This window comes from Paraburkholderia gardini, assembly GCF_907164545.1.
Classification (GTDB): domain Bacteria; phylum Pseudomonadota; class Gammaproteobacteria; order Burkholderiales; family Burkholderiaceae; genus Paraburkholderia; species Paraburkholderia gardini.
The window spans coordinates 220,666-232,843 of the sequence record NZ_CAJQZB010000002.1; the positions used below are offsets into that span (position 1 = coordinate 220,666).

Sequence of the window (12,178 nt, forward strand, 5' to 3'; positions counted from 1 at the left end):
AAATTGGAGGCCAGTTAGAAACTGGTTTCTAATAAAGTCCTTGTTTCGCGGACGGTCGTACTCAACAATAGTACGGCCGTTCGATTTTCTTTCGGTCAAATCAGAACGGTACAAAGCTATGCGAAAAGGCGAACAGACGCGCGCGGCAATTCTCGACGCAGCACTCGACCTGGCCAGCCGCGACGGACTCGAGGGTCTGACGATCGGCCTGCTGGCCGAGCGCATGCAGATGAGTAAAAGCGGCGTGTTCGCGCATTTTGGGTCGCGCGAGGATCTGCAGGTGGAAGTGGTCAAGGAATATCACCGCCGTTTTGAGGAGGAGGTGTTCTTTCCGAGTCTGCGTGAACCGCGCGGGTTGCCGCGTCTGCAGGCAATGATCTCGGGCTGGATAGAGAAGCGCATCCAGGAAGTCACCACTGGATGCATCTATATCAGCGGCGCCGTCGAGTACGACGACCGCGCGGACAACCCGGTGCGCGAGCAACTGGTGGCGAGCGTGAGCACCTGGCGCGCCGCGCTCACGCGAGCCATTTCGCAGGCGATGGAAGAAGGGCACCTGAGGGCGGACGCCGATCCGCAACTGATGCTCTTCGAAATGTACAGCTTCACGCTGGGTCTGCATCACGATGCACGCTTCCTGCACCTGCCGGATGCCGTGCGCCTGACGCGGGCCTCGCTGGATAAATTGATCGTTTCGTATCAAAGCAGCAGCCGCTAGCAGCGTCTCCGGATCCATCGGGTTCGTCGGCGCAACAGGTCCGTGTTGTGGGCGCTGGCTGGTGGCGATGCTTTAAGCCAACACCTTTGGAGTGGAGAAGAGTCATGGGACAGTACGCCGCGCCGCTGCGCGACATGCAATTCGTGTTGCACGAGCTGCTTAACGTCGAAGCCGAGATCAGGCAGATGCCGAAGCACGCGGATCTCGACTCCGACACGATCAACCAGGTGCTCGAGGAAGCCGGCAAGTTCTGCTCCGAAGTGCTTTTCCCGCTCAACCAGAGCGGCGACCAGGAAGGCTGCACGTACGTCGGCGACGGCGTGGTGACCACGCCGAAGGGCTTCAGGGAAGCCTATCGGCAGTACGTCGAAGCGGGCTGGCCGTCGCTCGGCTGCGATCCCGAATACGGCGGCCAGGGTCTGCCGGCATTCGTGAACAACGCGCTCTACGAAATGCTCAATTCGGCGAACCAGGCCTGGACGATGTATCCGGGCCTCTCGCACGGCGCGTACGAATGCCTGCACGCACACGGCACGCCGGAATTGCAGCAGCGTTATCTGCCGAAGCTCGTCACCGGCGTGTGGACTGGCACGATGTGCCTGACCGAGCCGCATTGCGGCACCGACCTCGGCATCCTGCGCACGAAGGCCGAGCCGGACAGCGACGGTTCTTACGCGATCAGCGGCACGAAAATTTTCATCTCGAGCGGCGAACACGACATGGCCGAAAATATCGTCCACCTCGTGCTCGCACGTCTGCCGGACGCCCCGAAGGGCACCAAAGGCATTTCGCTCTTCATCGTGCCGAAGTTCGTGCCGGATGAAGCGGGTGAGCCGGGCGAACGCAACGGCGTGAAGTGCGGCTCCATCGAACACAAGATGGGCATTCACGGCAACGCAACGTGCGTGATCAATCTCGACAATGCGAAAGGCTGGCTCGTCGGTGAGCCGAACAAGGGCCTGAATGCGATGTTCGTGATGATGAACGCCGCGCGTCTTGGCGTCGGCATGCAGAGTCTCGGGCTTACCGAAGTCGCGTACCAGAACTCGCTCACGTACGCGAAGGAACGCTTGCAGATGCGCTCGCTGACAGGCCCGAAAGCGCCCGAAAAGGCGGCTGATCCGATCATCGTGCATCCGGACGTGCGCCGCATGCTGCTCACGCAGAAGGCTTATGCGGAAGGCGCACGCGCGTTCACGTACTGGTCGGCGCTGCAGATCGACAAGGAACTGTCGCACGCGGACGAAGCCGTTCGCAAGGAAGCCGCCGATCTCGTCGCGCTGCTCACGCCGATCCTGAAGGCGTTTCTGTCGGACAACGCGTTCGAAGGCACGAACCACGCGATGCAGATCTACGGCGGCCATGGCTTCATTGCTGAATGGGGCATGGAGCAGTACGTGCGCGACGCGCGTATCAACATGATTTACGAAGGCACGAATGCAGTTCAGTCGCTCGATCTACTGGGCCGCAAGGTGCTCGGCGACATGGGCGCGAAGATGAAGAAGTTCGGCAACCTGGTCGCCGGATTCGTCGAGGCCGAAGGCGTGAAGGCCGAGATGTCGGAGTTCATCAACCCGCTCGCCGACATCGGGGAAAAGGTGCAAAAGCTCACGATGGAAATCGGCATGAAGGCGATGCAGAACCCCGATGAAGTGGGCGCTGCCGCCGTGCCGTATCTGCGTACGGTCGGTCATCTGGTGTTTTCGTATTTCTGGGCGCGTATGGCACGCATCGCGCTGGATAACGAAGCGTCGGGCGATCCGTTCTACAAGGCGAAACTCGCCACCGCGCGCTTCTACTTCGCGAAACTGCTGCCGGAAACCTCCATGACGATCCGTCAGGCGCGCGCCGGTTCGAAGTCGCTGATGGAAGTCGAAGAGTCGCTGTTCTAAGCCCGTTTCGGCACGCGCCGCGCGCAGCATCACGCTGAACGCACGGCGCGCTAGCCCTGTCGCGCATTTGCGCGACTGGCGATACCGCATAACTCCCCCGGAGGAACAACGTGAGCAATCTGATCATTCGCAAGGTAGCGGTGCTCGGTGCCGGCGTGATGGGCGCGCAGATCGCTGCGCACCTGATCAACGCCAGGGTGCCGGTGCTGCTGTTCGACCTTCCTGCAAAGGAAGGCCCGAAGAACGCGATCGCGCTGAAGGCGATCGAGAACCTGAAGAAGCTGTCGCCGGCACCGTTCGGCGTCAAGGACGACGCGCAGTACATCCAGCCCGCGAACTACGACGACGATATCGCAAAGCTCGAAGAGTGCGATCTCGTGATCGAAGCGATCGCCGAACGCATGGACTGGAAGCATGACCTGTACAAAAAAGTGTCGCCGCATATCGGACCGGATGCGATCTTTGCGACAAACACCTCGGGTCTGTCGATCACCGAACTGTCGAAGGGCTTTTCGGACGAGTTGAAGTCACGCTTTTGCGGCGTGCACTTCTTCAATCCGCCGCGCTACATGCACCTCGTCGAACTGATTCCGACTGCCACCACGCGTCCGGAAATCCTCGACCAGCTCGAATCGTTCCTGACCAGCGTGGTCGGCAAGGGCGTCGTGCGGGCGAAAGATACGCCGAACTTCATCGCCAACCGCGTCGGCATTTTCTCGATCCTCGCGGTGATTGCCGAAGCGCAAAAGTTCGGCCTGCGTTTCGACGAAGTCGACGATCTGACGGGCAGCCGCCTCGGCCGAGCGAAGTCCGCGACGTTCCGCACCGCCGACGTGGTCGGTCTCGACACGATGGCGCACGTCATCAAGACGATGCAGGACACGCTCGCGGGCGACCCGTTTTTCGCGGTTTATGAAACGCCAGCCGTACTCGCCGGACTCGTGAAGCAGGGCGCGCTCGGCCAGAAGACCGGCGCCGGCTTCTACAGGAAAGAAGGCAAGGCGATCAAGGTGCTCGACCCGAAGACGGGTGGATACGTCGACGGCGGCGCGAAGGCCGATGAAATGGTCGGCCGTATCCTGAAGCGTCCGCCGGCGGAGCGTCTGAAGCTGCTGCGTGAATCGGATCATCCGCAGGCCCGGTTCCTCTGGGCGATTTTCCGCGACGTGTTCCACTACATCGGCGTGCATCTCGAATCGATCGCGGACAACGCGCGCGACGTCGACCTCGCGATCCGCTGGGGCTTCGGCTGGAACGAAGGCCCGTTCGAAGGCTGGCAGACGGCTGGCTGGAAACAGGTCGCCGAATGGGTGCAGGAAGACATCGCGGCTGGCAAGGCGCTGTCGGGCGCACCGCTGCCGGCGTGGGTGCTGGAAGGTCCGGTCGCGGACAAGGGCGGCGTGCATACGAACGAAGGCTCGTGGTCACCGGCTTCGAAGTCGTTTGTGCCGCGTTCGTCGCTCGGCGTGTACGACCGGCAGGTGTTCCGTGCGCCGCTCGCCGGCGAGACCGCTGCTGACCCGAAAACATACGGCAAGACCCTGTTCGAAACCGATGCCGTGCGCGCATGGGTCGACGACCGCACAGGTGAAAACGATGTGCTCATCGTGTCGTTCAAGAGCAAGATGAACACGATCGGACCATCGGTGATCGACGGCCTCGTGCAGGCGATCGAACTCGCCGAGAAGGACTACAAGGGTCTGGTGGTGTGGCAGCCCACATCGCTGAAGCTTGGCACGCCGGGCGGCCCGTTCTCCGCCGGCGCGAATCTCGAAGAAGCGATGCCCGCGTTCATGATGGGCGGCGCGAAGGGTATCGAGCCGTTCGTGAAGAAGTTCCAGCAAGGCATGTTGCGCGTGAAGTACGCGAGCGTGCCGGTGATTTCGGCCGTGTCGGGCATTGCGCTCGGCGGTGGCTGCGAGCTGGCGCTGCATAGCGCGAAGCGCGTCGCGCATATCGAAAGCTACATGGGTCTCGTCGAAGTCGGCGTCGGTCTCGTGCCTGCGGGCGGCGGTCTGAAGGAAGCCGCGCTGCGTGCCGCCGAAGCCGCGACGCAGGTGGGCGCGACGAACGACCTGCTGAAGTTCGTGCAGAAGTCGTTCGAAAACGCCGCGATGGCGAAAGTCTCGGCCTCGGCGCTCGACGCGCGCGCGATGGGCTATCTGAAACCGTCCGACACGATCGTCTTCAACGTGTTCGAACTGCTCGACACCGCGAAGAAGGAAGTGCGCGCGCTGTCGGCATCCGGTTACCGCGCGCCGCTGCGCGTGACACAGGTGCCGGTCGCGGGGCGCTCGGCGATTGCGACGATCAAGGCATCGCTCGTCAACATGCGCGACGGCCGCTTCATCAGCGAGCACGACTACCTGATCGCGGGCCGCATCGCTGAAGCCGTGTGTGGTGGCGACGTCGAAGCGGGCAGCCTCGTCGACGAAGAATGGTTGTTGCAACTCGAGCGCCGTGCGTTCGTCGATCTGCTCGGTACGCAGAAGACGCAGGAACGGATCATGGGCATGTTGCAGACCGGCAAGCCGGTGCGTAACTAACGCGCGGTCGACCGCGATAAGACTGCATGGGATCAGAGTAAGTGCTTTGCATAGGACCGGAGTAACGCGCTAAAGCGCGAACTCCGGTCGACAGCTAAAGCGCTAACTCTGATCGACAAAGGAGTTTTCAAATGGCAAAGCAATTGCAGGACGCATACATCGTCGCCGCGAGCCGCACGCCGATCGGCAAGGCGCCGCGCGGGATGTTCAGGAACACGCGCCCCGACGAACTGCTGGTGCACGCGATCCGTTCGGCCGTGGCCCAGGTGCCCGGCCTCGATACGAAGGTGATCGAAGACGCGATCATCGGCTGTGCGATTCCGGAAGCGGAGCAGGGCCTGAACGTCGCGCGGATGGGCGCGCTGCTGGCCGGCCTGCCGAACACGGTGGGCGGCGTGACGGTGAACCGCTTTTGCGCCTCGGGCCTGACGGCGCTGGCGATGGCGGCGGACCGTATTCGCGTCGGCGAATCGGACGCGATGATCGCGGGCGGCTGCGAATCGATGAGCATGGTGCCGATGATGGGCAACAAGCCGTCGATGTCGCCGCACATCTTCGATCGCGGCGAGGACTTCGGCATCGCCTACGGCATGGGCCTGACCGCGGAAAAGGTCGCCGGGCGCTGGAAGATCAGCCGCGAAGCGCAGGACCAGTTTTCGGTCGAATCGCACCGCCGCGCGATCGCCGCGCAGCAGGCCGGTGAATTCAACGACGAAATCGCCGCGTACACGATCAGTGAGCGCTTCCCCGATCTCGCCACGGGCGAAGTGAAGGTGAAGACGCGTGAAGTCGCGCTGGACGAAGGTCCGCGCGCCGATACGTCGATGGAAGGTCTCGCGAAGCTGCGCACGGTGTTCGCGAACAAGGGTTCGGTCACGGCCGGCAACAGCTCGCAGACGTCGGACGGCGCGGGCGCGTTGATCGTCGTGTCGGAAAAGATGCTGAAGGAATTCAACCTGACGCCGCTCGCCCGTTTCGTCAGCTTCGCCGTGCGCGGCGTGCCGCCGGAAATCATGGGCATCGGTCCGAAGGAAGCGATTCCGGCCGCGCTGAAGGCCGCGGGCCTGAAGATCGACGACATGGACTGGATCGAGCTGAACGAAGCGTTCGCTGCGCAATCGCTCGCGGTGATCCAGGACCTGGGGCTCGATCCGTCGAAGATCAACCCGCTTGGCGGCGCGATCGCGCTCGGTCACCCGCTCGGCGCGACGGGCGCGATCCGCGCGTCGACGGTTGTGCACGGGCTGCGTCGCCGCAATTTCAGATACGGCATGGTGACGATGTGCGTCGGTACCGGAATGGGCGCAGCGGGCATCATCGAACGCCTGTAAGCGCGGACGGCACAACGTACAGGCAAGACGAACGGTTCGCAGGTCATACGGCTTGCGAACCGTTTTTTCCATTCAGGAAATCGAAGGAATAACGAGGAGATGGCGATGGATATTCTGGTCGAACGCGCAGACGGCGTGCTGACGATTGCCTTTAACCGGCCGGACAGGAAAAACGCGATCACGGCCGCGATGTACCAGGCGATGGCGGACGCGCTCGTCGAAGCGCACAACGACGCTTCGGTGCGCGCGATCCTGATTCGCGGCAGCGTCGGCATTTTCAGCGCCGGCAACGATCTGGAAGACTTCATGAAGTCGCCGGCGGGCGGTGAGAATTCGCCGGTGTTCCAGTTCCTGCGCGGCATCAGTTCGGCGGAAAAGCCGGTGGTCGCTTCGGTGGCGGGTCCGGCGGTTGGCATCGGCACGACGCTGCTGCTGCATTGCGATCTGGTCTACGCAGCGGAATCGGCGACGTTCTCGCTGCCGTTCACGCAGTTGGGTCTGTGTCCGGAAGCGGCTTCGTCGTTGCTGTTGCAGCGCGTGGCCGGCTATCAGGGCGCGGCGGAAAAGCTGCTGCTCGGCGAAGCGTTCGATGCGAAGGAAGCGCAGCGCATGGGCTTCGTGAACCGTCTGCTGCCCGTCGCCGAAGTGGACGCGTTCGCGAAGGCGCAGGCGCTCAAGCTGGCGGCGCTGCCCGCTTCGTCGCTGCGGGTGACGAAGGCGCTGATGAAGCGCGCCGCGCAGCACGAGATCCAGACGCAGATCGCCGAGGAAGCCGTGCACTTCGGCAAGATGCTGCTCGCGCCGGAAGCACGCGAGGCGTTCAAGGCGTTCTTCGAAAAGCGCAAGCCGGATTTCCGGCAGTTCGACTGAGCGTCTTCGCGGAGCGACGTCGGGCGCCGCGGCGCTATTGCGCAGCGTCCGTCACGAGCGGATCACCGCGTGCCGTATTCGACGTAACCGGATTCGCGGCAGAAGCTCACCAGCCTGAGCTGCGCTTTCTTCGCGATCGCAATCGCGAGCGACGAAGGCGCGGAAATCGTCGCGAGCATCGGAATGCCGACGCGGGCCGCCTTGCGCACCAGCTCGTAACTCGCGCGGCTCGACAGGAACACGAAGCCGTCTTTCGCATCCGCGCGATCGAGCACGAGCTGGCCGATCAGCTTGTCGAGCGCGTTATGGCGGCCGACGTCTTCGAACGCGTAGCGGATCGCGCCTTCCGCATCGCACCATGCGGCCGCGTGCAGGCCGCCCGTCAGTTTCGTCAGCGCCTGATGCGCCGGCAGTGCGCGCGCGGCGTGTGCAATCGCATCGGGCGCGAGGCGTGCCAGAAAGCCGGTATCCGGCACCACTTCCGGCTGCAGGTCGAGCAGATCGATACTTTCGATCCCGCAGACACCGCAGCCCGTGCGTCCCGCCAGCGCGCGGCGTTTCTCCTTCAGCGCGACAAATGCCTGCTGCACGACCGTCAGCTGCACTTCGGCGTACGGCATTTCGCCTTCGAAGCACGCCACCTCGATGTCCTGAATGTCGCTGCCGCGCCCGACAATGCCTTCCGAAATCGCGAAGCCGACGGCAAACGCCTCCAGGTCGCGCGGCGTGCACATCATCACGGCATGCGAAATGCCGTTGAAAACGAGCGCGACAGGCCATTCCTGACCGACATGATCGGCGAGCGTTTCGACCGACTCTCCCCGATGCCGGTGCACGATCTGCTCGACGGCGCCGGGCTGGCCGGTGGTTTCCAGTTCGTTCAAGCGTCCACTCCTTGAATTGCCGCAAGCGGGGCGCGCTGCCAATGCGTCAACGCGTCTCCGGCCCGCGAATAAGGTTCTAAAATACCTCAAGCCGGCATCATGCGTTGCCGGTCACCAACCAGGACACTGACATGGGACTCAACGAGGCGCCGCTCCTCTTCAACTTCGAAGTCGCTTCATCGGAGAATCTCAGCTTCATTCCGATGTCCGTGCGCTTTAATCTCGACCGTTTCGGCCTGCGCATCTCCCTCGCGCAGTGGCAGATGCTGCCGCACGAGGACCGCGCGCTGCTGGCACGTTTTCCGGTCGAGGAGGACGCCACCATCGAGCCGAATTTCGATCATGCGCTTTTCGAAATGCTGCGCACGCACGCGAATGTCGAGCCGGAGTGGTTCACGCCCGAGGAAGCGCCCGCGTGGCGCAATACGGAAGCGGTGCCGGATGGCGTCGTGCATCAGTCGCTCGTCGCGCGGCTGCGTGCGCCGACGCGCGAGCAGTGGGCACGGCTCAATCCGTTCCAGCGCTACGTGCTCGCCAAGCTGTCGCGCAAGCCGGAAGGCAACCACGATTTCATCCCGGCGATGACTGAGTTCGGCGTCGCGGCTTCCGGGCACGACCTGCGCTGAACGCCCGATGCGACGAGTCACAACCGTTTGCGCCGGATTATTTCCCGGCCAGCCCTCAATCTCCTCCGAAACCGGTCGTTAACCAGAGGTTAGCGCGCAAAAGACCCGCGTTCGTGCAGCCGTACATGGCGACGAAAAGCAGGCCAGCCCGGGCTTCCCGCCCGCAGAACGACCCGACGTTCGGAACTCATGACTTCTCTTTTTTCGAAGCGACTGCTGATCAATCTGGCAGTCGTCGCCGCGGCCGTCGGCGCGAACGCTTTTGTTGCCTACACGCAGATCTGCGGCCAGCGCGCCGCGGACGAACGGACCTTGCGCTCGATGAGCGTCAAGCAGGACCTGGACGCCTGGCGGGAAACGCTCGAAGGCGGGCTGGCCGCCCTCGGCCGTTTCGAAGCGTCCGGCACCATCGAGCCGGCCAGCGCCGCCACGCGTCGGGCCGTCGAACTCAGCAGGCTGGAGGCGTCGCTGCGAGGCCGGTTCAGCGCCGAGCCGCGTCTGATCGACGGCCTCGACCGGCTCGTGCCGGCCTCGCGCGTGTTGCAGCGCGGCGTCGACACGGCGCTCGCCCGGGCGGCGCAACCGGGGCTCGATGATTCGCGGGCGTGGGCCGCAATCGAATACACGCGTCTCGACACGCAACTCGATGCGTTCGATTCGGGCCTCACGGCAATACGCCAGGACGAGGACCGCGCGCTCGAAGCCGCGCTTGGCGACTCGACGAAATCGACCCAGGTCGCGATGCTGTTCCTGTTCGTCACGACACTCGCCGGCAGCGGTCTTTTGATCTACACGTTCGGCGTGCGCGAGACCGCCGCACGCGAAAAAATCCGCATCGTGCGTGCACTGCGCCGCAATGACGAACGCTTTCGAGGCCTGTTCGACGCGCATCCGGTGCCGATGTACATCTTCGATCGCGAGACGCTGCGCTTTCTCGCGGTGAACGGCGCGGCCGTGCAGCAATACGGCTATTCCGAAACCGAGTTCCTCGCGATGACGATTCGTGTGATCCGGCCGGTCGCGGAAGTCGCGCGGCTGGAGTCGCATTTGCAGCGCAGTGACATCGTGCCGAGCAGCGGGCGGACGATGGCCGGCGTGTGGCGTCACCGTCGCAAGGACGGCTCACTGATCAGCGCGGACATTTCATATCACGCGCTGAGTTTCGCCGGCCGCCCGGCATTTTTCGTGCTGGCCGACGACGTCACCGAACAGATCAACGCCGAAGCCGAGGCGCAGCGGTCGAACCAGATGCTGGAAACGGTCATCGACAACATTCCGCAGCGCATCTTCTGGAAAGATCGCGAATCGCGCTATCTCGGCTGCAACATGGCGTTCGCGCGCGACGCCGGGCTCGCTTATCCGGAGCAGGTGATCGGCAAGACGGACTTCGACATGCCGTGGCGCGAATTCGCGCCGCACATACGTACGATCGACGAGGAAGTGATCGCGTCGAGCGTGCCGAAGATGAACTTCGAGGTCGATCTCGTACTCGACGGCGTGCACCGCACGACCGTCACGAGCAAGCTGCCGTTCACCGACAGCGACGGCAGCGTGATCGGGGTGCTCGGCTCGTACACGGACGTCACCGAGCGCAAGCGTTCGGATCTCGCGCTGCGCCTGCAGAGTCGCGCGCTCGACGCAAGCGTGAACGCGATCCTGATCACCGGGCCGGCGGAGACTGGCAACCTGATCGAATATGTGAACCCCGCGTTCAAGCGCATCACCGGCTACGATCCGGCCGAAGTGCTGGGCCAGGATTGCCGCCTGCTGCAGCGTGACGATCGCGATCAGGAAGGGCTCGCCGCGATCCGTCAGGGGCTCGCCGCCAATCGCGAAGTCAGTGCCGTGCTGCGCAATTACCGCAAGGACGGCGCGCTGTTCTGGAACCAGCTGTTCATCGCGCCGGTGCCGAACGCCGACGGCCAGACAACGCACCACATCGGCGTCATCAACGACGTGACCGAGCTGATCCGCTATCAGGAGCAGCTCGAATACCAGGCGAATTACGACAGCCTCACGCGCCTGCCGAACCGCAACCTGCTGCGCGACCGGCTGCAGCACGCACTGATTGCCGCGCAGCGTCGCGAGCGGGGCGTCGCGGTGGTGTTCATCGATCTCGACGGTTTCAAGAACGTGAACGACAGCCTCGGACACAGCGTTGGCGACCGGCTGCTCGGTGTCGTCGCGGAGCGGCTCACGCGTTGCGCGCGGGCGAGCGACACGGTCGCGCGTCACGGCGGCGACGAGTTCGTGATCGTGATGACCGACACCATCGACGAACAGTTTCTGATTGCGTGGATGGAGCGGGCACGTGCATCGATTTCGGAGCCGGTCTGGCTCGACGGCACCGAACTGTATGTGGGCTGCAGCATGGGCGCGAGCCTTTTCCCGCAGGACGGGCACGACGCCGAAACGCTGATGAAAAAGGCCGACCTCGCGATGTACCGTGCGAAGGACATGGGCCGCAATACGTTCCAGTTCTTCGAGCCGGAGATGAACGCGAACGCGAGCGCGCGGATGAACCTCGAACGGCGTTTGCGGCGCGCGCTGCGCGACAGTGAATTCCTGCTGCATTACCAGCCGCAGGTGGATATCGCCAGCGGGCGGATTGTCGGAATGGAGGCGCTCGTGCGCTGGCTCGATCCTGAGGTCGGACTGGTGTCGCCGGCATCGTTCATTCCGGTAGCCGAGGAAAGCGGGCTGATCGGGCCGCTGTCGGAATGGGTGCTCTACGAGGCGTGCCGCCAGAACAAGGCGTGGCAGGACGAAGGTTTGCCGCCGGCGCGCGTGTCGGTGAACCTGTCGGCGCGGCAGTTCGAACAGCGCGACATCGCGGTGCTCGTCAAACAGGTGCTCGCGCAGACGGGGCTCGAACCGAAGTATCTCGAACTCGAACTGACCGAGAGCACGATCATGCGCAACGCCGAAGACGCGGTGACGATGCTCACCGAGTTGCACGCGCTCGGCATCGGTCTTGCCATCGACGACTTCGGCACCGGTTATTCGAGCCTGAGCTACCTGAAGCGTTTTCCGGTCGACCGTCTGAAGATCGACCGCTCGTTCGTGTCGGATATCGGCGCATCGAGCGACGATGAAGCGATCACGTCAGCGATCATCGCGCTCGCGCACTCGCTGAAATTGCAGGTGATCGCGGAGGGCGTGGAAACGTCGGCGCAACTCGACTTCCTGCGCGAACGTGCCTGCGACGAAATGCAGGGCTTCTATTTCGCGAAGCCGATGCCGCACGAGGCGGTTCCGGTGTTGTTGCGGCAGGCGGCGGCCGTGTTATCGGTCGAGACCTGAAAAATACC

8 protein-coding genes are annotated in these 12,178 nt (G+C 63.4%); 7 read left to right on the top strand and 1 reads right to left on the bottom strand.

Going from position 1 to position 12,178, the window contains the following annotated elements:
* Positions 1 to 118 precede the first annotated feature (118 nt).
* The 5 genes from LPA37_RS02915 (at position 119) to LPA37_RS02935 (ending at position 7,357) form a co-directional block, all read left to right on the top strand.
* Positions 119 to 718, top strand: a complete 600-nt coding sequence (locus tag LPA37_RS02915; RefSeq protein WP_228978911.1) for a TetR/AcrR family transcriptional regulator — start codon at positions 119 to 121, stop codon at positions 716 to 718.
* 104 nt (positions 719 to 822) lie between these two features.
* On the top strand, positions 823 to 2,610 hold the full coding sequence (locus LPA37_RS02920; RefSeq protein WP_229011354.1) for an acyl-CoA dehydrogenase C-terminal domain-containing protein: 1,788 nt from the start codon (positions 823 to 825) through the stop codon (positions 2,608 to 2,610).
* Positions 2,611 to 2,720: 110 nt separating this feature from the next.
* On the top strand, positions 2,721 to 5,156 hold the full coding sequence (locus tag LPA37_RS02925) for a 3-hydroxyacyl-CoA dehydrogenase/enoyl-CoA hydratase family protein (protein WP_229011356.1): 2,436 nt from the start codon (positions 2,721 to 2,723) through the stop codon (positions 5,154 to 5,156).
* 131 nt (positions 5,157 to 5,287) lie between these two features.
* Entirely contained in the window at positions 5,288 to 6,487 is a 1,200-nt protein-coding gene (locus LPA37_RS02930; RefSeq protein ID WP_228978905.1) for an acetyl-CoA C-acyltransferase, read from the top strand.
* 99 nt (positions 6,488 to 6,586) lie between these two features.
* Positions 6,587 to 7,357: an enoyl-CoA hydratase gene (locus LPA37_RS02935; protein WP_229011358.1), complete on the top strand. Its 771-nt coding sequence runs from the start codon at positions 6,587 to 6,589 to the stop codon at positions 7,355 to 7,357.
* A gap of 62 nt (positions 7,358 to 7,419) precedes the next feature.
* Here the strand turns inward: LPA37_RS02935 and fdhD are convergent, their stop codons facing one another.
* Complete coding sequence (gene fdhD / locus LPA37_RS02940; RefSeq protein WP_228978902.1) at positions 7,420 to 8,241, bottom strand: formate dehydrogenase accessory sulfurtransferase FdhD; 822 nt, start codon at positions 8,239 to 8,241, stop codon at positions 7,420 to 7,422.
* A gap of 131 nt (positions 8,242 to 8,372) precedes the next feature.
* Here fdhD and LPA37_RS02945 point away from each other — a divergent pair, with 131 nt between their 5' ends.
* Both LPA37_RS02945 and LPA37_RS02950 read left to right on the top strand, forming a co-directional pair.
* Positions 8,373 to 8,867 carry a nitrate reductase associated protein gene (locus LPA37_RS02945; protein ID WP_228978901.1) on the top strand — a complete coding sequence of 165 codons (495 nt, stop codon included), beginning with the start codon at positions 8,373 to 8,375 and terminating at the stop codon, positions 8,865 to 8,867.
* 189 nt (positions 8,868 to 9,056) lie between these two features.
* A complete protein-coding gene (locus tag LPA37_RS02950; protein WP_228978899.1) occupies positions 9,057 to 12,170 on the top strand; it encodes a sensor domain-containing protein in 3,114 nt (1,037 codons plus the stop codon).
* The last annotated feature ends 8 nt before the right edge of the window (positions 12,171 to 12,178 follow it).

Coding starts and splice junctions, on each gene's coding strand:
- LPA37_RS02915 (WP_228978911.1), top strand. CDS start 119: ATGCGAAAAGGCGAACAGACGCGCGCGGCAATTCTCGACGCAGCACTC.
- LPA37_RS02920 (WP_229011354.1), top strand. CDS start 823: ATGGGACAGTACGCCGCGCCGCTGCGCGACATGCAATTCGTGTTGCAC.
- LPA37_RS02930 (WP_228978905.1), top strand. CDS start 5,288: ATGGCAAAGCAATTGCAGGACGCATACATCGTCGCCGCGAGCCGCACG.
- LPA37_RS02935 (WP_229011358.1), top strand. CDS start 6,587: ATGGCGATGGATATTCTGGTCGAACGCGCAGACGGCGTGCTGACGATT.
- LPA37_RS02945 (WP_228978901.1), top strand. CDS start 8,373: ATGGGACTCAACGAGGCGCCGCTCCTCTTCAACTTCGAAGTCGCTTCA.
- LPA37_RS02950 (WP_228978899.1), top strand. CDS start 9,057: ATGACTTCTCTTTTTTCGAAGCGACTGCTGATCAATCTGGCAGTCGTC.